Origin of the sequence: Streptomyces sp. NPDC059668 (assembly GCF_042734135.1) — a bacterium.
Lineage (GTDB): Bacteria > Actinomycetota > Actinomycetes > Streptomycetales > Streptomycetaceae > Streptomyces.
Genome location: NZ_JBHWEL010000004.1, coordinates 34,457 through 53,147 on the forward strand (window position 1 = coordinate 34,457; position 18,691 = coordinate 53,147).

Genomic DNA, 18,691 nt, shown 5'->3' on the forward strand with positions numbered 1-18,691 from the left:
CCGCCGCTGGGGCCGGGAGGCCGTACTTGACCGCCGGGGGCGGGGGGTCACACGGGACCGGGGCAAGGGCCGGGGCCGGCCGGCACGAGGCCGGCCGGCCCGGACGTCAGGCATCAGGCGCCATGTGCCAGGTCTCAGACCAGGTCGAACCGGTCGAGGTCCATCACCTTGCTCCACGCCGCGACGAAGTCGTTCACGAACTTCTCCTTCGCGTCGTCGCTCGCGTAGACCTCCGCGACCGCCCGCAGCTCCGAGTTCGACCCGAAGACGAGGTCGGCGCGGCTGCCGGTCCACTTGACCTCGCCCGTGGCGGCGTCGCGGCCCTCGAACGTGTTCGCGTCCTCGGAGACCGCCTTCCACGTCGTCCCCAGGTCGAGCAGGTTCGTGAAGAAGTCGTTGGTCAGCGTCCCGGGGGTGGTGGTGAACGCGCCGAGCGACGACTGCTGGTAGTTCGCGCCGAGCACGCGGAGACCACCGACGAGGACCGTCATCTCCGGAGCGCTCAGGGTGAGCAGGTTCGCCCGGTCGATCAGCAGGTACTCGGCCGGAAGCCGGTTGCCCTTGCCCAGGTAGTTGCGGAACCCGTCCGCGGCCGGCTCGAGCGGAGCGAACGCCTCCACGTCGGTCTGCTCCTGGGAGGCGTCCGCGCGGCCCGGGGCGAACGGCACCTGGACGTCGAAACCGGCGTCCTTGGCGGCCTGCTCGACGGCGGCACCGCCGGCCAGCACGACCAGGTCGGCGATCGAGACCCGCTTGCCGCCGGTCTGGGCCGAGTTGAAGGCGCTCTGGATTCCCTCCAGGGTGCGCAGCACCGTCGCCAGCTGGTCGGGGTCGTTGACCTCCCAGCCGCTCTGCGGCTGGAGACGGATGCGCCCGCCGTTGGCGCCACCGCGCTTGTCGCTGCCGCGGAAGGACGACGCCGACGCCCAGGCGGCGGAGACGAGCTGGGCCACCGACAGGTCGGAGGCGAGCACCTGGCTCTTGAGGGAGGCGATGTCCGCGGCGTCGACGAGCTCGTGCGTGACCGTGGGCAGGGGGTCCTGCCACAGCAGTTCCTCGGACGGGACCTCCGGACCGAGGTAGCGCACGACCGGGCCCATGTCACGGTGGGTGAGCTTGAACCAGGCGCGGGCGAAGGCGTCGGCGAACGCGTCGGGGTTCTCGAGGAAGCGGCGGGAGATCTGCTCGTAGGCAGGGTCCACGCGGAGCGACAGGTCGGTCGTCAGCATCGTTGGGGCGTGGGTCTTCGACGGGTCGTGGGCGTCGGGGACGGTGGTGGCGCCGGCGCCGTCCTTCGGCCGCCACTGGTTGGCGCCCGCGGGGCTCTGGAACAGCTCCCACTCGTAGCCGAAGAGGATCTCGAAGAAGCTGTTGTCCCAGGTGACGGGGGTGTTCGTCCAGATGCCCTCAAGACCGCTGGTGATCGCGTCGCCACCCTTGCCGGTGCCGAAGGAGTTCTTCCAGCCGAGGCCCTGCTCCTCGAGCGGGGCGGCCTCGGGGTCGGCGCCGACGCTGTCCGCCGGACCCGCGCCGTGGGTCTTGCCGAAGGTGTGGCCGCCCGCGATGAGCGCGACGGTCTCCTCGTCGTTCATGGCCATCCGGCGGAACGTCTCACGGATGTCGCGGGCCGCGGCGAGCGGGTCCGGGGTGCCGTTCGGGCCCTCGGGGTTGACGTAGATGAGGCCCATCTGGACCGCGCCGAGGGGGTTCTCCAGCTCTCGGTCGCCGGTGTAACGCTCGTCGCCCAGCCAGGTGGTCTCGGGACCCCAGTACACGTCCTCGTCGGGCTCCCACACGTCGGCGCGACCGCCGGCGAAGCCGAACGTCTTGAAGCCCATCGTCTCCAGGGCGACGTTGCCGGTGAGGATCATGAGGTCGGCCCACGAGATGTTCTGCCCGTACTTCTTCTTGACGGGCCACAGCAGCCGGCGGGCCTTGTCGAGGTTGCCGTTGTCCGGCCAGCTGTTGAGCGGTGCGAACCGCTGCTGCCCGGCACCGGCGCCACCGCGGCCGTCGCTGATGCGGTAGGTGCCCGCACTGTGCCACGCCATCCGGATCATGAACGGGCCGTAGTTGCCGAAGTCGGCCGGCCACCAGTCCTGCGAGTCCGTCAGCACCTCCGCGATGTCCCGCTTCACGGCGGCGAGGTCGAGGCCGTTGAACGCCTCGGCGTAGTCGAACTCCTCGCCGAGGGGGTTGGCGACGGCCGGGTTCTTGGCGAGGATCTTCAGGTTGAGGCGATCGGGCCACCACTGGCGGTTTCCACCGCCCTGCGTCGGGTGCGTGGCGCGTCCGTGCGCGACGGGGCAGCCACCCTCCCCCTCCGTCTTCGCGTCTACGACGATTGCATCATGGTTCTCAGACATGGGAATCCTTCCGGACCAGGCGGATCGTGGTGCTCAGGTACTGCGGGCGGGCGAACGGCCGGGGCCTGGGCCCCGGGTGAAGACTCCCGGCCCCGACGGGCGGGAGGCCGTGATCGTCGTACGGGTTCGGGCGGGGCGCCGGAGCGTCGACCGTTCCGATGCGAACGGGCCTTGTCACGCGGACGGCGGGCAGGGGCTCGCCGGCGGCCGCGGGGGAGACGCGGTCCACGCGACCGCACGTGCGCGTCCCCGACGTGGCTCCCCGGATGCCGGGGCGGTCACCTTCCCGGACGGTCGTGAGCAGTACGACGCGGGCGGCCGTCACCCTCAGGCCGGCACCACGCGGTTTCCCGGCGGTGGTCCCGTCTCGTCTCTGTCTCATGCCGTTCCGGAGTCTTCCTGTCCCTTGGCCAGCGCCAGAACCGATCCTACGATGGACAGAGTCTTAGTCAAGAAGCGCGCCAAACCCGTATCCAATAGGAGCCCGGACGTTCACTGGTAAAATTCGGGTATCCCGCCGAACCTGAATAGGTGAACCGATATGAGTGACCTGCTGGAACGACTGCGAGCGCGTGGCTGGCGGATGACTTCCCAGCGACGTGTCGTCGCGGAGGTCCTCGACGGCGACCACGTCCACTTCACGGCCGACGAGGTGCACGCCCGCGCGGCGCAGCGGCTGCCCGAGATCTCCCGGGCGACCGTCTACAACACCCTGGGTGAGATGGTCTCCCTCGGTGAGGTCATAGAGGTCTCGACCGACGGCCGCGCCAAGCGCTACGACCCCAACGCCCACCACGCCCACCAGCACCTGGTGTGCTCCCACTGCGGCACCATCCGGGACGTCCACCCGACCGGCGACCCGCTGGCCGACCTCCCGGCGGTGGAACGGTTCGGGTTCCAGGTGTCCGAGGTCGAGGTCACCTACCGCGGACTGTGCCCCAACTGCGCCTGACGGCCGGCCCGTGATCCGCTGATCCGCGACGGGCGCGCGACGCCGGCCACGCCACCTCGTCGTGTCGTCGCAGCCGCGAACGGGTGGGTGTGTTGCCCGCGCCGCGCACTCGGCGCACGCTGGTCCTATGGGTGCTCAGGACGGCCCCACGCTCATCGCGTCCGTGCAGCGAGCCTTCCGGCTGCTGGAGGCCGTGAGCGCGCACGAGAACGGCGCTCCGGCGAAGCAGCTGGCGCGTGAGACCGGACTGCCGCTGGCCACCGCGTACCACCTGCTGCGGACGCTGGTGCACGACGGATACGTGCGGAAGCTGGCCGACGGCGGCTTCGTCCTCGGGGACAAGCTCCAGGCGCTGCACAGCACGTCCCGCGGCCAGACACTGCTGAGCCGGATCCGTCCCACGCTCGCCGCACTGCGGGACGAGCTCGCGACCCCCGCCTACCTCACCTTCTACGAGGAGGGCGAGATCCGGGTCGCGGAGATCGTCGACGGTCCCCGGGCGCCGCGGGTCGACCTCTGGGTGGGGATGGAGGACGCCGGCCACGCCACCGCCCTGGGCAAGTCCGTCCTGCGGGAACTGGACGACGGCGCCCGCAACGACTACCTCTCGCGGCACCCCCTCGCCGACCTCACCCCACGGACCGTGACGAGTTCCGTGGAGCTGCTCCGGCGACTCGACTCCTCGCCCGTGGCTCCGGCCGTCACGGACCTGGAGGAATACGCCCTCGGCACCGTCTGTGTCGCCGTGCCCGTCTACTGCGGGGAAACCCTGGGCGCGCTCGGCGTCTCGCTGCCGGCGGAGCGCGTCTCCCGGCTGGAGGAGGTCGTCACACGGCTCATCCCGACCGCAAACCGCGTCACGAGAAGTCTCTCGCTCACTATCTGAAATCCGTCTCCTTGTGAGGCCCGGCCGGAACGCGTTTCCTGGATGAAACGGACATACCGGGATCGTGATCCGGCACACAGGTGAGGACTGCGGACGAAACATGAGTCAGGCCCGAGACCATGCCGGCGCCCACAGGCCATCGCGGCCGATCAAGAGTCGTACAGCGCCCTTCAGGGCGTTCGCGCAGCGGCGCGCCACCTCGCAGCTCGCCGCCGGAGTACCCGTACTGCCCCTGCTGTTCGTATTCGTCATCGTGCTCGTCGACGTCGTCGGCGGAGCCGGCATGATCTGGCTCTCCCTGCTCGCGGCCGCCCCCGCACTGGCCGCCACGACCAACGGGCCGCGCGGAGTGCTCTGCATAGGCCTCCTCGCCGCCGTACTGGGGGCGAGGCTGGGCGTCAGGGACGGTGTGCCCCCCGGTGAACTGGCGGCGGTGCTGTCCGCGCTGACGGCCGTCACGCTGGCGAGCGGTCTGGCCAGCTCGCTGCGCGGACGCCGCGAGCGGGTCCTCGCCGCCGTCCGCTCGGTCGCGGAGGCCGCCCAGCACGCACTGCTCACGCCGATACCGGAGACCGTCGGCCCCTTCCGGGTGGCCGTCCGGTACAGCGCCGCCGCGGCGGAGGCCCGGATCGGCGGAGACCTCTACGCCCTGGTGTCCACCCCGTACGGCGTCCGGCTGATCGTCGGCGACGTGCGCGGCAAGGGACTGCCCGCCGTGGGCACCGCGGCGCTCGTGCTCGGCGTCTTCCGTGAGGCCGCCTACGACGAGCCCGATCTGCTCGCCGTCGTCGGCAGGATCGAGCGGAGCCTGGCGCGCAACCTCGGCGGCGACGACTTCGTCACGGCCGTGGTCGCCGGATACGGGCAGGCGGGGCATCTGGAGGTCGTCAACTGCGGCCACGCCCCTCCGCTGCTGGTGCGTGCGTCCGGAAGCGTCGTGGCGGTGGAGCCCACCCACCCGGCCCCGCCCCTCGGGCTGCGCGCCCTGTCGGGCGAGGTCCCGAGCCTCCAGGTGCTGCCCTTCGCCGACGGGGACCAGCTGCTGCTCTACACCGACGGGGTCACCGAGGCCCGCAACCACGATCGGGAGTTCTATCCGCTGGCCGAAGGGCTGGCGCGCCACATGTGCGACGAGCCGGCGCGCACCCTCGACGCGCTCCATGACGAGCTGCTGGCGTACGTGGGGGGCCGACTGCACGATGACGCCGCGCTGCTCCTGCTGCGCAAACCGGCCGCTTCCCGAACGGCCACCACCGGTCCGGTCGAGCCCGCTCCGGCCGCCTCTGACGCGGCGGCGTCCGCTCGGCTCGCGTCCCGTCCGCACGTGTCGGACAGGGCTGTGTCGGATCTGGTGGTCTCCCGTCCGACGGGTGCGGGTTCAGGGCGCTTCTGACCGCGCATCCGTACGACGCCGGTCACGTTCCTTGTCCGTGGGCCTCGTGGGCGTCCGGGGACGTGGGTGTCGAGTGACGGGTCCGGTTCGCCGGGAGGGGGTTCTGCGTAAGCGCGTGCCTTGAGGCACGCGCTCTCCTGTGCGACGGGTGCTGTTCACGCCGCGACGAGATCGGCCCACCGGGTCACTCCACCGGGGTGGAACCGTATGCCGTACCGGGTCGCCAGGGCCTTGACGATCTCCTCGCCGCGGCCGTGCTCGTCGGGGTCGATCCCTTCGAGGTCCTGCCCCGCGGCGCGCGCGGCACCCGCGTCGGTCACCTCGATCCGCAGGGTGTCGAATCCGTTGCCCCGGATCCAGGACAGCCGCAGCTCCGCCGGAGGCAGCGCGTGCACGATCGCGTTGGTGAGGAGTTCGGACACCACGAGCAGCGCGTCCTCGAAGATCCCCGGAGAGACGTTCCAGTCGGTGAGGACCGTACCGGCGCGGCGCCGGACCGCCGAGACGGCTCCGGCGACGGGCGGCAGGGGAAAGACGTACTCGACTGCCTCTCGAAGCTTCGACTCCCGAAGCCTCGTGTTGAGCTGTAGCGCCATTTCTTCTCCTCCGGGGTGAGCGCTGTCGGCCGGTGGCCGGAACCTCAGCGCGTTGCCGGGCCTCATCGCACGTTAAGGACCGAAATGAGGTGGGTCAATGAACGTCGGTCGGCATTACCGAACGCCGGATTCGATGCGGTTTCGAACGGCCTGTCCGCACCGTCAAGCGGACCCTCCGCGGCGGTAATAGGCTCGGATCATGGCCGGCCCAGTCCAGTCGATCGAACGGGCGGCCGCGATCTTGCGTCTGCTCGCCGGTGAGCCTCGCCGACTAGGGCTGGGCGAGGTGGCGGCCTCGCTCGGGCTGGCCAAGGGCACGGCCCACGGCATCCTGCGCACACTCCAGCACGTGGACTTCGTGGAACAGGACCCCGAGACCGGGAAGTACCAGCTCGGAGCCGCTCTGCTGCACCTCGGCACCAGTTACCTCGACATCAACGAGCTGCGGTCGCGCTCCATCAACTGGGCCGACGCGCTGGCCGCCCGCAGTGGGGAATCGGTCCGTCTGGGCACGCCCCTGGAGGGCATGGTCCTCGTCGTCCACCACGTGTTCCGGCCGGACGACACGCTCCAGACCCTCGACGTGGGCTCGCTGCTGCCGCTGCACGCCTCCTCGCTCGGCAAGGTCCTGCTGGCCTTCGGGGCGGTGACGGTCGAGCCGGTCCTGGAAGCCGGTCTGGAGGCCTACACCCGGCACACCCTGGTCACCCCGGAGCGGCTCACCCGGGCGCTGGCCGAGATCCGGGACCTCGGCTGGGGCGCCGAGGTCCAGGAGATGAGCATGGGCGAAGCCGGCATCGCGTCGCCGATCCGCGGGCACGGCGGACTGGTGGTCGGCGCGATCGGCCTGTCCGGCCCGGTCGAGAGGATCTGTGACGGTCACGGCCGTCCCCGGCCGAAGCTGGTCTCTCTTCTTCGGGAGGCCGCGCGAGCCGTCTCCAGAGAGCTGGGGGCAGCTCGCTGGTGATGCCGCCGTCCCACCGCCTCACCGACACATCGGAAGGCAGAACCCGATCATGGTTGAACGGTATGTAATGTCCATCGATCAGGGCACCAACTCCACCCGATGCATCCTGTTCGACCACCACGGGCGGTTGGTGTCGGTCGCCCAGCGCGAGCACCAGCAGCACTTCCCCCGCCCCGGCTGGGTCGAGCACGACGCGGTCGAGATCTGGCGCAATCTGCAGCGTGTCATCCCGGAGGCCCTTTCTGGCGAGGGTGTCGGCGCGGCGGAGGTGGCCGCCATCGGCCTCGCGAACCAGCGGGAGACGACGGTGGTCTGGGACCGGCGGACGGGCGTCCCGCTGGGCAGGGCGATCGTCTGGCAGGACACCCGCACGGCCCCGCTCGTCGACGACCTCAGGAACGACCCGGGGGACGACTTCTTCCTGGAGCGCTGCGGTCTGCCTCCGTCCACCTACTTCTCGGCGCTGCGGATCCGCTGGCTCTTCGACCACGTCAACGGGCTGGAGCGGCGCGCCAGGGACGGTGAGGTGCTGTTCGGCACGATGGAGAGCTGGCTGATCTGGAACCTCACCGGAGGGGTGGACGGCGGCCTGCACATCACGGACGCGACGAACGCCAGCCGCACCATGCTCATGAACATCCGCACCCTGGAGTGGGACCACGAGCTTCTCGCGTTCTTCGGGGTGCCCCGCCCCATGCTTCCGGAGATCCGGTCCTCCGCGGAGAACTACGGCGAGGCACGCGCACTTCTCCCCGGCGTCCGCATCACGGCCGCTCTGGGCGACCAGCAGGCCGCCCTGTTCGGACAGACCTGTTTCTCCCCGGGGGAGGCGAAGTGCACCTACGGAACGGGCAGCTTCCTGCTGCTCAACACCGGTACCGACGTCGTGCGGTCGCGGCACGGACTTCTCACCACCGTCGCCTACAAGATCGGGGACGAGCCTCCGGTCTACGCGCTGGAGGGTTCGATCGCGGTCACCGGCTCACTGGTCCAGTGGTTCCGTGACCGCCTGGGACTGATCAACAGCGCCCCGGAGATCGAGACCCTCGCGCGCACGGTCGAGGACAACGGCGGCTGCTACATCGTCCCCGCCTTCTCCGGTCTGTTCGCACCCCGGTGGCGCAGTGACGCGCGCGGGGTCATCGTCGGTCTGACCTCGTACATCACCCGGGGACATCTGGCCCGGGCCGTGCTGGAGGCCACCGGCTGGCAGACCCGGGAGGTCGTCGACGCCATGAACGCCGACTCCTCGGTGGCCCTGAAGCAGCTCAAGGTCGACGGCGGTATGACAGCGGACAACCTGCTCATGCAGTTCGTGGCCGACGTGCTGGACGTGCCCGTGGTGCGGCCCATGGTGTCCGAGACGGTGTCGCTGGGCGCCGCCTACGCCGCGGGCCTGGCCGCCGGATACTGGCCGGACCTGGAAATCCTGCGCCGCAACTGGCACCGCGCCGGCCAGTGGCTGCCGGACATGGACCCCGGGCGCCGTGCGGCGGAGTACGACAACTGGCAGCGGGCCGTCGAACGGTCGCTGGGGTGGATCAAACCACCGGGGTCCACTTGACGGCGGTCGGGCGGACGATGCCGGCAGCCGGCGCGGAACCCGCCGACTGCCGGCTCGCATCATTCACTGACTGCTGACTGCTGACTGCTGACTGCCGTCCGCCGGCCGGCTGTGCGGCGCGGTATGCCGACGGCCTGTGGCTACGCGGACTTCGGTGCCGCCTGCTGCACGACGTCGAAGGACCACAGCGTGGACCCGGCGGCCGCGGGCTTGGGGCGCTCGCCGCCCTCACCGGCGCCCTGGTGGGCGGCCTTCATGGGGCCCTCCATCCAGGTCTGGAAGGACGCCTCGTCGCGCCAGCGGGTGTAGACGAGGTAGCTGTCGGTGCCCTCGACCGGGCGGAGGAGTTCGAACCACTCGAAGCCGTCGGAGTTCTCCACGGCGTGGGCACGGGAGGCGAAGCGCTTCTCCAGGGTTTCCCGCTGCTCGGCGGGGACGGTCAGTACGTTGATCTTGACTACGCTCATGGCCTCATCCTGCCGCATTCCGAAACCGGCTTCGCCTTCACCACCTCGGTGTTGGCGTTCCGTCAGGTGCGTCCGTGTCCGACGTGGCGGTCGACAGGGTGGCGGGGGCGGCAGGGTGGCGGGGGCGTCGGGGTGGCAACTCGGGGCGCCCGCCCGTCAACTCGTCTGGTTCTCCCTGCGGGACGGCGCGGGGCCCGACCAGGACGCGAGGAAGTGGAGTGCCTCGTGGGAGTCGGACCCGGTGGCCGCGGTCATCACCATGAGCTGCTGGTCCTGGTCGCTGGCGCAGCCGAGCATCTCCCAGTCGACGGTGAGGGTTCCGACGACGGGGTGGACCAGCGTCTTGGTGCCGCAGGTCTTGTGCGCGACATCGTGCGCGGCCCACCATTTCCGGAAGTCAGGGTCCTTGACCGAGAGCTCGCCGACCAGGGCGGCCAGTCGGGGATCGTCCGGGTATTGCGCGGCGTCCATTCTGAGATAGGCCACACAGGTGCGGGCCGTAGTCTCCCAGTCGGTGAAGAGGCGGCGGACGTCCGGGTCGACGAAAGCCAGTCGCAGATAATTGCGTTCCGGTCGCGGTAGAGCGGTGAAATCCGTGATGAGGGCGGCGGCGAGTGAATTCCAGGCGAGAATGTCCATATGGCGTCCCAGGACCATGGCCGGGGCGTCGGTGAGCCGGTCGAGCACGCGCTGCACCTGCGGGCGGACACGCTGGGCGGCCTGTCGCGGAGCCCGGCCCCTGACCTTGGCGGCCAGTCCGCGCACGTAGGCGGTCTGGTCCTCGTCCAGCCGCAGAGCGCGTGCCAGCGCGGTCAGTACGGGCGCGGAGGCCTGGAACCGGCCCTGTTCCAGGCGGGTGTAGTAGTCGGCGCTGATCGCCGCCAGCTGGGCCACCTCCTCCCGGCGCAGCCCCGGCACCCGCCGCGGCGTTCCGAAGTCCGGGAGACCCACCTGGGCGGGGGTGAGCTCGGCGCGCCGGGCCTTGAGGAACTCACCGAGCTCGTTGCGCTGTGCGTCTGCGGTACCCATGGGCCCAGTGTCCCAGGTGACCGGTGTTCTGTGAGGGGGAAGAATCCTACCCAGGAAGAGGAATTCCCCGGAAAGGAATCACCCTTGTTCCGTCCTGCGTGAGGTGTGAGTGTGGACGACGAAAAGCACGAGGACCTGACGCGGGTATGACGCCACGCGTCGGAGAACAAGGAGAAATTTCGGAATGCAGCCTATCGCTGTGACATTCAAGAGCAATGGACTTTCCCTCTCCGGCAATCTTTTCCTCCCGGAGGATCACGCCGAGGGGGACCGGCGGCCCGCCGTGGTCACCTCGCATCCCTTCGGCGGGGTGAAGGAGCAGACGGCCGGTCTGTACGCGCGGAAGCTCGCCGCGGAAGGCTTCGTCACGCTGGCCTTCGACACCGCCCACCAGGGCGACAGCGAAGGAGAGCCGCGGGGCCTGGAGAACCCGTTCGCCCGGGCGGAGGACATCAGGAGCGCAGTGACCTATCTGAGCACGTGCGAGCAGGTCGACCCGGAGCGCATCGGCGCGCTGGGGATCTGTGCCTCCGGCGGCTACGTCCCCTTCGCGGCGACGACCGATCACCGGATCAGGGCGGTGGCCACCGTCAGCGCCGCGGACATCGGCGCCCTCTTCCGCGAAGGACTCGGCGGCGGGCAGGACCCCCAGGTGCTGGCCGACCTGCTGGACGCCTCGGCCCGGGCCCGTACCGCCGAAGCGGCGAGCGGCGTCTTCCGGTACGACCCCGTGGTGCCCGAGACGCCCCAAGAGGCCGAGGGCGCGCCCACGTTGTACCGGGAGGGAACCGACTACTACCGCACTCCGCGCGCCCAGCACCCGAACTCGGCCAACCGGTATCTGTTCCGCAGCGTGGACCAGATCGCGCAGTACTCCTCCTTCGACCTCATCCACCTCATCGCGCCCCGGCCGCTGTTGATGATCGCCGGAGCCGAGGCGGACACCGCGTACTTCAGCCGTGAGGCCGTCGAGAGGGCGCGGGAGCCGAAGGAGCTCTTCTGGGTCGAGGGCGCCACGCACATCGACCTCTACGACCAGGACGCGTACGTGCCGGCCGCCGTGGCGAAGCTGGCCCGCTTCTTCGGGGAGCACCTGGCGTCCGCCTGAGCCGACGCTCCGGGGGAACCGGCGGACACCATTCGGTGGGGATCTGCCTGCGTGGTCACCGGCCCGCGGGTCCCCGGGCGAGCGGTGCGATGAGCCGCGCCCGCCGAGGTGAGCGGACGGATGCGGGTGGCCGTGCGCACCGAGTCGGAGTTCCCGGGGACCGGCACCGGCCGCTCCTCCGGGTCACCGGTGGTGTTCCCCGGCTTCCTCCGATTTCCCTCCGGCTGCCGCTCCCGTCGAGCGGTGGCGCCCTCTGCCCGCCTCTCCGGTCGACCAATGGCGCCTACCGGCTCCTCCGGCCGACCGGTTCCGCCCGCGGCCCGGCCGGCCGCGCGGCCTCCGGCTCAGCGGCTCTCCGCCGGCTGGCCCGGCTGCCGGGCCGCCGCCGCGGACGCCCGCGCGGTGATGTCGGTGGCCGCGCGGGCGGCGCGTCCGGTCACCTTCCAGGCGACCATGCGCAGGGCGGTGGCCGGGGCCGGGGGGAACACGCCGAGCTGCCCGAGCATGGTGATGTCGTCCCGTACCGCTTCGTGTCCGACGACCTTGCCGTCCCGCAGGTCGAGCACGTGGATCTGTTCGAAGTCGATCTCGCGCCCGGTGGGAGGTATCGCCTGGTCGAGGGCGCCGTCGCGGAAACGGACGAACGGTCCGGTGTGCCGGCCCTGCATCCGCAGCCGTACCCAGACCTGCTCGTCGTTCCCGGCGATGCCGAGGACGGGGAAGCGCAGGTCGCTGAAGGCGGACCGCATCCACGCGCTCGAGGCGAGGACCCCCGCCGGTCCCGGGACCGAGCAGGCGGCCGGTGCCACGGCCGCTTCACGGTTGTGGAAGTCCTCGCCCACCACCTCGGCGGCCAGCGCCGGATCCCCGGTCTCGAGGATGCGGAAGAGCCCGTGGGCCAGGCCCGTGGTGTCCATGCCCATTGCGTCCGTACCTTTCGCCGGTTCTCACCGGCTGTGCGATCTGTGCGATCTGTGCGGCGACGTCAGTCGGCCCGTGGACGGAGACGGCGCGTGTTCCACGCCAGGGGTGCCCGCCGGGCGGTTATTGAGGTTACAACGCACCTAATGAATAGGGAAACCGTGTACTGACGCTGACTAGGATGTCCGGATGCCCTCCAAACGCCCCTATGTCTCTCCCTTGCGGGAACAGGCCGCCGCGCGGACGCGCGCGCTGATCCTGCAGCGCGCCGCCGAACTGTTCGCCGGACGCGGATACGGGCGGGTGACCGTCGCGGACATCGCGGCGGCGGCCGGTGTCGCCGCGAAGACGGTCTTCGCGAGTGCCGGCAGCAAGAGCGACATCCTGGACCGGATCGTCGACCAGGGCGTGGTCGACTCCGGCTACGAACAGGCCATGCGGCAGGTGGTCGCCCTGCGGACACCCGAAGCGGTGCTGGAGGCGCTGGCGCGCGGCACGCGCCTGGGCAACGAGGAGCAGTTCACGGTGCACGAGGCGATCCGCAAGGCGTTGCCCGTCCACGAGAACGGCGAGGCGCTGTGGGAGCGCGCCACCGCGGACTACCGGCTCGCGCTGCGCACCGCCGCCCGCCATCTGCACACCCTGACCCCGCCGCCTCCCGGCCCGGTGGACGAGACGGCCGATCTCCTGTGGTTCTGGTTCGGCCCGACCGGCTGGCGCACGCTGGTGGTCGAGAACGGCTGGACCTGGGACCGGGCCGAGGACGCGCTGCGCCGTACCGCGGTCGCCACCCTGTGCTCGGGCTGAGCCGCCGCGTGTCCGCCGCCGCCCGGCCCGGGCGCGGGGTTCGGACGCCGCCGCGGACGACCCTCGTGGGGCGACCGCCTCATGGGGCGACCGCCTCATGGGGCGACCGCCTCGTGGGGCGAGCGGGGCGCCGGTCAGGACGTACGGTGCGGGCCCGCCGCGGCGGCAAGACTCGGCTGGAGCCGGCGGGCCACATCGATGTGGTCGGCGGTCCAGACGATGCGGACCGCGGTCGCGGAGGGCCGCCCCCGGTCGTCGGTCAGGTCGCGGCGCAGGGACTCGACGAGCCGTCCCTCGGCCGTGGGGTTGCGGGGCAGCGGCTCCGGGACGGGAGCGGCCCCGCCCAAGGCGGCGGCCAGGTCCCGGTACCAGCCGGTCACATGGCCGGAGGCGTTCAGGATCACCAGTCGTGCCTCGGCCCGGTCGGTGCCGGTGTCCGCTTCGTCGGCGCGCTGCCACAGTTCCAGCACGGCGTCCCCGGCGAGGCGCAGTCCGACGATGCCGGTGACCAGCGTGGTCATGTCGGCGAGGGGGACCGGTTTGGCGCCGCGTTCGGCGAGGTAGCTGCGGAAGGCGTCGTCGAGCCGCCGTGCGGCGGCCGCCGCCGCACGGCCTTCGTCGAGCGGAGGGCCGGCCGCGGGCGCGGGGCCGGAACCGCACCTGCCCACGGCGTACGCCACCGTTCCGGCCAGATAGCGGGCGCTGTCCGTGTACGCCTCGGCGAGGGCGCGGTCGACGGCGGCCGTGGCACCGCGCGGCCAGAGGAACAGGGCCATCAGCACGCTCACGGCGCAGCCGACCGCCACGTCCTGGATCCGCAGCAGGACGATGTGCCAGTCGGGGTTCTGGCCGATGTTGAACAGGATGACGACGGTGACGGTGAAAGCGGCCTGGCCCGCCGCGAAGGAGATCGCGGCGGGGGCGATGCCGGCGACGAGCACGGCGAGAGGCAGCAGGATCCACAGCACGGTGCTGTGCTGACCGATGAGTTGCAGCAGCCCGGCCCCGATGACCGAACCCGCGAGGGTGCCCAGTACGGCGCGTATCGCGTTCTGGCCCGTGTTGAGGGCGTTCGAGCGCAGCACCGACAGCGTTCCCAGCAGGACCCAGAACGAGTGCTGGAGGCTGGTCAGGTTGGTGAGGGCGACCGCGATACCGAGACCGAGCGCGCCCCGCAGGCTGTTGTGCAGCCACACGGACTGCGGTCGGAGGTGCGCGGCGGCCCGCTCACGCGCCGAGACCAGCGGCTCGGTGAGCGTGCCGGGCTCCCGGCCGAGCAGGCGTTCGTGCCAGCTGCGGCGCTCGGCGGACGCGGCCAGGTCCACGTTGTTCGCGATCTGAAGCGTCGCGAACCCCAGTTCCTGCGCGCGGAAGGACAGATCCAGCACTCCGATGACCGGATGCACCCGGGAGGGCGTCGCCGTGCCCGCGTGGTGCCCGCTCAGTCTGCCGGTGGCGTCGCGCTCCATACCGGCCATGGCCGCACCCAGGTCGTCCGAGGCGGAGCGCAGCGCGTCCCGGGAGTTCATCGGGACGTCGAGCAGTCCGGCCGCCTCGTCCAGGACCCGCGCGGCGGCCCGTCGTACCGCGTGGGCGTCGGCCTCGCACGCCGGGCGCTCGTCGAGAGGGGGCGCGCTGTCGGCGAGGATGCCGCTGAGCCAGGTCAACTCGTCGACCAGGCGGACGATGGCACGCGAGCCGGTGGACAGGCCGGTGGGCCGATAGGGCGTGGTGTCGAAGACGCCGCGCAGGTCGGCGGCGGCGCCGGCGGCCCGCCGGGCGGTGAGCCGGCACTGGCCGATGCCCGGCGTGCCGGCGCCGCCCGCCAGCCAGGACGCGTCGGCGCGCAGCTGCTCCGCCGCCGCACGGCAGACCTTCGCCGCGGGCGCGCTGAGCGGGTCCGCGGCGGGCCGGGGCCACAGCAGGGAGACGGCGAGCAGAGCGGCGGCCGCCGCCAGCCCGGCACCGGCGAGCCGGTCGGGGAGCTGGGACAGCGGAGCGGGCGACGTCACCGGGAGGATGAACGCCAGCAGCAACGCGGTGGACGCACCCGCGAGGACGGAGCTGATGGCGCCCGCGAAGAGCACCACGAAGCCGATCACGACCATGACGGCGACGGCGAGCCAGATCCGGTGGGCGACGAGCGTGCCCAGGGAGATGAGGACGGCCCAGGCCACCGCGAGCCCGGCATGCGCCTGAAGCCGCTGCACCATGGGCCCGGTGAAGTCCACGAGCAGCAGCATCGAGAAGGAACCGAACGCCGCGTACGTCGCCGTCGCGGGCGACCCGATCACCTGGCCGCACAGTGCGAAGAGCGCGGGCATCACGATCGCGGTCCGTACGGCGCGGCGCGTGGCCGCCAGCTCGGGATCGTGGGCCCGCAGCCAGGACATGACGCGCCCGCGGATGAGACGGCCCGGACTTCGCACGCGCCGCACCTCCCGTCGCCGAGACAGTCCGCCTCAGCAAGTCTGACGGCTGTCCCGGGCGGCACGCCATGCGAAGGCGAAGGCGAAGGCGAAGGCGAACGCGGAGACGGCGACGTCACGCCAGGGGCCTCACCGGCCGGTGCGCCCGAGGACCCGCGTCAGTCAGTCGGTGCGCGTGCCGCTGAGGCGTTCCAGGAGAAGCCCCTCCCGGGTGGACCAGGGGCAGATGGTGACGCTGTCGACCCCACAGGTCTCCATGAGGGCTTCGGCGATCAGCGCTCCGGCCAGCGACTGCTCGGCGCGGTGCGGGGAGATCCCGGGCAGCCTGCCGCGCCGCTTCGGGGTCGAGGCGGCCAGCAGCGGAACCGTCGTCCGCAGCGCGGGCAGCGTCAGCCGCTGCGGCGTGCGGGGCGGCCGGTTCTTCCCGGCGGCCGCGAGCCGGGACAGCTGGGTGAAGGTCTTCGAACACGCCAGCACCTGCCCGCCGGGCTCCGCCCGGGGCAGGTCGGGGAGCGTGCTCAGCGAATTCCGCAGATGCTCTCGCAGTTCGGCCAGCCGGCGCTTGGACGGAGCGGTGCCGCCGGGGAGCCATTCACGGGTGACCGTGCGGGCCCCCAGCGGAAGCGACAACACGGTCCGGGGCTGCGCCGCCGTACCGGAGGCGATCTCCAGGGTGCCGCCGCCGATGTCGAGGACGAGCAGGGGACCGCCCGTGGGCGCCGCCCATCTGCGGGCGGCCGCGTACGCCAGCCGCGCTTCCTCCTCGCCGGGCAGCACCCGCAGACGGATGCCGGTGGTGTGTGCCACGCGGTCGATGACCTCGTCGCGGTTGGGCGCGTCCCGGATGACGGACGTGGCGAAGGCGAACACCTCGGGCAGTCGCAGCTGAGGGTCCGCCGAGGCGGCCTCCGTCACCGCCCGCTCGACGCTCCTGACCCCCGACCCGCGCAGCCGCCCGTCCGGGCCCAGGCTCTGATGGAGCCGCAGCCGCACCTTCCGGGAGAGGACAGGTTCCAGCGTCCCGCCCTTCGGCCGCCGCGCCACCGTCAGCAGCGCGCTGTGGCACCCCACGTCGAGGACCCCTGCCTGCCGCATACGCCTGCCTTCCCGCATCATGAGCTCTCCCCCCCCGGGGCCGGACCGCTTCCCGGCGGCCGTGACCGGGCCGGACAGCGGAGGGCGACGCCACGCGGATGCGGGCGCCACCTGGCCATCTTCTCACTGCCGGTTCCCACCATGATCCGGTGCACCGCCTCCGACCCTCGTTCGTACCCGGCCGACCCGGTCCGGGTGGAGGGGCGTCCGACCCGGTCAGGACGTGGTGCCGTGCCGACGGCCGACCGTGAAGGGCTCTCGGCGGCGTACGTCGTATGGCACGGCGCCGGTGCCGGTCGCGCGCACGGCGGCCCATGGTTCACCGACGTGAGGGCCGTCGAGGTGACGACCGTAAAGGTGACGACCGTCGACGAGGAGCGCGCGCGGAGCCGCGGCCCCTGGCGCGGGAACCTGAACTCCGTCCGGTTGTGCCGTACGTCCTTGTGATGCCCCGGGTACGACGTCGCAATGCCGCCGGACTCGTCGCAGTCGGCGGGTGAGCATCATCAAGTCCGCGAAATCGAGAGAGAGTTGAGCGAAGACATGACCGGGATGCTTGACGGCAGGGTGGCGCTCGTGACGGGCGGAAGCCGGGGGATCGGCGAGGCTGTGGCGCTCAGGCTGGCCGAGGACGGGGCCGACGTCGCGCTGACCTACCGGGACAGCGCAGACCGTGCGGCGGAGGTGGTCGGCCGGATCAGGGCCATGGGGCGCCGGGCCGAGGGCGTGCGGGCCGACAGCGCGGACCCGACGGCGGTGCGTGAGGCGGTGGACCGGGTCGCCGCGGAGTTCGGACGGCTCGACATCGTGGTCAACAACGCGGGCATCGGGGTGCTGGGTCCCGTCGAGGATCTGTCGCTCGAGGACGTCGACCGGGTCCTGCACATCAACGTACGGGCGCCGTTCGTCGCGTCGCAGGCGGCGGTCCGGTACATGACCGAAGGCGGCCGGATCATCAACATCGGCAGTTGCATGGCCGAGCGGGTCGCCTTCCCCGGCGGATCCCTGTACTCGACCAGCAAGACCGCGTTGACCGGCCTCACCAGAGCACTGGCCCGTGAGCTGGGCGCGCGGGGTATCACCGCCAACCTGGTCCACCCCGGCCCGACGGAGACGGACATGAACCCCTCCGACGGTCCGGGCGCCGACATGCAGAGGGGGCTGACCGCGCTCGGACACTACGGGCAGCCGTCGGACGTCGCCGCGACCGTGGCCCACCTCGCGGGCGACGCGGGCCGGTACGTCACCGGTGCCACCATCGCCGTGGACGGCGGGTTCGCGGCCTGAGTCCCGGGCGGCACGAGTCCTGGACCGACTGACTCCCGGGCGGCCTGAGTCCTGGACCGCCTGAGTTCCGGGTGGCCGGCGGCCCGGGCGTCTGCCGGCCACCCGCGACGAAGCGCCTGTGGGGCGAAGGTCAGACCAGGGGGTGTGCCGAGGCGAACGATCCATTGTGGTGCACGAGCGCCGTGGTCTCCGCCGTGGTCGCGCCCGAGTCGATCTCGCCGACCACCAGCAGGTGGTCGCCGACGGTCTGCCGGAGTGTGATCCGCGCGGAGAGCCACGCGGTGACACCGTCGAGTACGGGCAGCCCGTCCGCCTGGGCCCACCAGGGGACACCGGCGAAACGGTCGATGCCACTGCGGGCGAACCGGGTCGCCAGACCGGTGTTGGCCGTGCCGAGCACATGGACCGCGAACCGGTCCGCGCGGCGCGCGGCCGGGGTGCTGGAGGCTTCGAGGCCGACGCAGAAGGACACCAGGGCCGGCCGGAGCGAGACGGAGGTGAACGAGGTGGCGGTGAAGCCGACGGGGCCGGGGAAGGTGATCACCGTGACCCCGGCCGCGTGCCGGCGCAGGGTGTCGCGGAGAAGGTCCGCGCCGTCGGGAGCCACCGGCGGCGGCGCGTCGCGGTGCAAGGGGGCGGTCATGCCGTTTCCTTTCGGCGGGTCGGGGTGACGGGTCCGGTCCGCCCGGCAGGCCGGGCGGGGCGGCCCCCCCCCCCCCGGGGGGGGGCGCCCCCCCCCCCCCCCCCGGGCCGGGGGGGGGGGGGGGGGGGCCCCCCCCCCGCGACAACCAGAGCACGGCGCCCCCCACCATGTGGTGAGGGTT

General features: G+C 71.8%; 16 protein-coding genes. 8 read left to right on the forward strand and 8 right to left on the reverse strand.

The window, feature by feature from the left end; translation table 11 throughout:
* Positions 1 to 134: 134 nt before the first annotated feature.
* Positions 135 to 2,366 (reverse strand): catalase/peroxidase HPI, encoded by a 2,232-nt coding sequence (gene katG, locus ACFV2J_RS04900; RefSeq protein WP_385437351.1) that lies wholly within the window; start codon positions 2,364 to 2,366, stop codon positions 135 to 137.
* Between the two features lie 541 nt (positions 2,367 to 2,907).
* Here katG and ACFV2J_RS04905 point away from each other — a divergent pair.
* The 3 genes from ACFV2J_RS04905 to ACFV2J_RS04915 all read left to right on the forward strand — a co-directional run bounded on the left by ACFV2J_RS04905 (position 2,908) and on the right by ACFV2J_RS04915 (position 5,597).
* On the forward strand, positions 2,908 to 3,318 hold the full coding sequence (locus tag ACFV2J_RS04905; RefSeq protein ID WP_385095709.1) for a Fur family transcriptional regulator: 411 nt from the start codon (positions 2,908 to 2,910) through the stop codon (positions 3,316 to 3,318).
* A gap of 127 nt (positions 3,319 to 3,445) precedes the next feature.
* The gene (locus tag ACFV2J_RS04910; RefSeq protein WP_385095712.1) at positions 3,446 to 4,204 is read left to right on the forward strand and encodes an IclR family transcriptional regulator; all 759 of its coding nucleotides are present in this window, start codon (positions 3,446 to 3,448) and stop codon (positions 4,202 to 4,204) included.
* Between the two features lie 100 nt (positions 4,205 to 4,304).
* Positions 4,305 to 5,597, forward strand: a complete 1,293-nt coding sequence (locus ACFV2J_RS04915) for a PP2C family protein-serine/threonine phosphatase (protein WP_385095715.1) — start codon at positions 4,305 to 4,307, stop codon at positions 5,595 to 5,597.
* Positions 5,598 to 5,752: 155 nt separating this feature from the next.
* Here the strand turns inward: ACFV2J_RS04915 and ACFV2J_RS04920 are convergent, their stop codons facing one another.
* On the reverse strand, positions 5,753 to 6,193 hold the full coding sequence (locus ACFV2J_RS04920; protein ID WP_385437354.1) for an ATP-binding protein: 441 nt from the start codon (positions 6,191 to 6,193) through the stop codon (positions 5,753 to 5,755).
* Between the two features lie 199 nt (positions 6,194 to 6,392).
* Between ACFV2J_RS04920 and ACFV2J_RS04925 the strand changes: the two genes are divergently transcribed.
* Both ACFV2J_RS04925 and glpK read left to right on the forward strand, forming a co-directional pair.
* Entirely contained in the window at positions 6,393 to 7,160 is a 768-nt protein-coding gene (locus ACFV2J_RS04925) for an IclR family transcriptional regulator (protein WP_385095518.1), read from the forward strand.
* 49 nt (positions 7,161 to 7,209) lie between these two features.
* Positions 7,210 to 8,724 (forward strand): glycerol kinase GlpK, encoded by a 1,515-nt coding sequence (gene glpK, locus ACFV2J_RS04930; protein ID WP_385095515.1) that lies wholly within the window; start codon positions 7,210 to 7,212, stop codon positions 8,722 to 8,724.
* A 140-nt stretch (positions 8,725 to 8,864) separates the two neighbouring features.
* Here glpK and ACFV2J_RS04935 read toward each other — a convergent pair whose 3' ends face one another.
* Together ACFV2J_RS04935 and ACFV2J_RS04940 are read right to left on the reverse strand one after the other, a co-directional pair.
* Entirely contained in the window at positions 8,865 to 9,191 is a 327-nt protein-coding gene (locus tag ACFV2J_RS04935; RefSeq protein WP_385095512.1) for an antibiotic biosynthesis monooxygenase family protein, read from the reverse strand.
* Between the two features lie 156 nt (positions 9,192 to 9,347).
* Positions 9,348 to 10,220 carry a helix-turn-helix domain-containing protein gene (locus tag ACFV2J_RS04940; protein ID WP_385095509.1) on the reverse strand — a complete coding sequence of 291 codons (873 nt, stop codon included), beginning with the start codon at positions 10,218 to 10,220 and terminating at the stop codon, positions 9,348 to 9,350.
* A gap of 199 nt (positions 10,221 to 10,419) precedes the next feature.
* On the opposite strand from ACFV2J_RS04940, the gene ACFV2J_RS04945 reads away from it, so the two are divergent.
* Positions 10,420 to 11,328, forward strand: coding sequence for an alpha/beta hydrolase (locus ACFV2J_RS04945; RefSeq protein ID WP_385437358.1), 909 nt, complete (start codon positions 10,420 to 10,422; stop codon positions 11,326 to 11,328).
* 344 nt (positions 11,329 to 11,672) lie between these two features.
* On the opposite strand, the gene ACFV2J_RS04950 is transcribed toward ACFV2J_RS04945, so the two are convergent.
* Positions 11,673 to 12,251 carry an ester cyclase gene (locus tag ACFV2J_RS04950; RefSeq protein WP_385437360.1) on the reverse strand — a complete coding sequence of 193 codons (579 nt, stop codon included), beginning with the start codon at positions 12,249 to 12,251 and terminating at the stop codon, positions 11,673 to 11,675.
* Between the two features lie 187 nt (positions 12,252 to 12,438).
* Between ACFV2J_RS04950 and ACFV2J_RS04955 the strand changes: the two genes are divergently transcribed.
* Entirely contained in the window at positions 12,439 to 13,056 is a 618-nt protein-coding gene (locus tag ACFV2J_RS04955) for a TetR/AcrR family transcriptional regulator (RefSeq protein WP_385097659.1), read from the forward strand.
* A 134-nt stretch (positions 13,057 to 13,190) separates the two neighbouring features.
* Here ACFV2J_RS04955 and ACFV2J_RS04960 read toward each other — a convergent pair whose 3' ends face one another.
* Together ACFV2J_RS04960 and ACFV2J_RS04965 are read right to left on the reverse strand one after the other, a co-directional pair.
* Positions 13,191 to 15,485 carry an FUSC family protein gene (locus ACFV2J_RS04960; protein WP_385437362.1) on the reverse strand — a complete coding sequence of 765 codons (2,295 nt, stop codon included), beginning with the start codon at positions 15,483 to 15,485 and terminating at the stop codon, positions 13,191 to 13,193.
* A 162-nt stretch (positions 15,486 to 15,647) separates the two neighbouring features.
* Positions 15,648 to 16,580, reverse strand: coding sequence for a Ppx/GppA phosphatase family protein (locus tag ACFV2J_RS04965; RefSeq protein ID WP_385437364.1), 933 nt, complete (start codon positions 16,578 to 16,580; stop codon positions 15,648 to 15,650).
* A 543-nt stretch (positions 16,581 to 17,123) separates the two neighbouring features.
* On the opposite strand from ACFV2J_RS04965, the gene ACFV2J_RS04970 reads away from it, so the two are divergent.
* On the forward strand, positions 17,124 to 17,867 hold the full coding sequence (locus ACFV2J_RS04970) for an SDR family NAD(P)-dependent oxidoreductase (protein ID WP_385097171.1): 744 nt from the start codon (positions 17,124 to 17,126) through the stop codon (positions 17,865 to 17,867).
* Positions 17,868 to 17,997: 130 nt separating this feature from the next.
* Here the strand turns inward: ACFV2J_RS04970 and ACFV2J_RS04975 are convergent, their stop codons facing one another.
* Complete coding sequence (locus tag ACFV2J_RS04975; protein ID WP_385097168.1) at positions 17,998 to 18,510, reverse strand: flavin reductase family protein; 513 nt, start codon at positions 18,508 to 18,510, stop codon at positions 17,998 to 18,000.
* Positions 18,511 to 18,691: the final 181 nt, after the last annotated feature.

What these genes read in the sequence shown, in the direction of transcription:
- katG (WP_385437351.1), bottom strand. Translation starts at nt 2,366, where the DNA reads ATGTCTGAGAACCATGATGCAATCGTCGTAGACGCGAAGACGGAGGGG.
- ACFV2J_RS04905 (WP_385095709.1), top strand. Translation starts at nt 2,908, where the DNA reads ATGAGTGACCTGCTGGAACGACTGCGAGCGCGTGGCTGGCGGATGACT.
- ACFV2J_RS04910 (WP_385095712.1), top strand. Translation starts at nt 3,446, where the DNA reads ATGGGTGCTCAGGACGGCCCCACGCTCATCGCGTCCGTGCAGCGAGCC.
- ACFV2J_RS04915 (WP_385095715.1), top strand. Translation starts at nt 4,305, where the DNA reads ATGAGTCAGGCCCGAGACCATGCCGGCGCCCACAGGCCATCGCGGCCG.
- ACFV2J_RS04920 (WP_385437354.1), bottom strand. Translation starts at nt 6,193, where the DNA reads ATGGCGCTACAGCTCAACACGAGGCTTCGGGAGTCGAAGCTTCGAGAG.
- ACFV2J_RS04925 (WP_385095518.1), top strand. Translation starts at nt 6,393, where the DNA reads ATGGCCGGCCCAGTCCAGTCGATCGAACGGGCGGCCGCGATCTTGCGT.
- glpK (WP_385095515.1), top strand. Translation starts at nt 7,210, where the DNA reads ATGGTTGAACGGTATGTAATGTCCATCGATCAGGGCACCAACTCCACC.
- ACFV2J_RS04935 (WP_385095512.1), bottom strand. Translation starts at nt 9,191, where the DNA reads ATGAGCGTAGTCAAGATCAACGTACTGACCGTCCCCGCCGAGCAGCGG.
- ACFV2J_RS04940 (WP_385095509.1), bottom strand. Translation starts at nt 10,220, where the DNA reads ATGGGTACCGCAGACGCACAGCGCAACGAGCTCGGTGAGTTCCTCAAG.
- ACFV2J_RS04950 (WP_385437360.1), bottom strand. Translation starts at nt 12,251, where the DNA reads ATGGGCATGGACACCACGGGCCTGGCCCACGGGCTCTTCCGCATCCTC.
- ACFV2J_RS04955 (WP_385097659.1), top strand. Translation starts at nt 12,439, where the DNA reads ATGCCCTCCAAACGCCCCTATGTCTCTCCCTTGCGGGAACAGGCCGCC.
- ACFV2J_RS04965 (WP_385437364.1), bottom strand. Translation starts at nt 16,580, where the DNA reads ATGCGGCAGGCAGGGGTCCTCGACGTGGGGTGCCACAGCGCGCTGCTG.
- ACFV2J_RS04970 (WP_385097171.1), top strand. Translation starts at nt 17,124, where the DNA reads ATGACCGGGATGCTTGACGGCAGGGTGGCGCTCGTGACGGGCGGAAGC.
- ACFV2J_RS04975 (WP_385097168.1), bottom strand. Translation starts at nt 18,510, where the DNA reads ATGACCGCCCCCTTGCACCGCGACGCGCCGCCGCCGGTGGCTCCCGAC.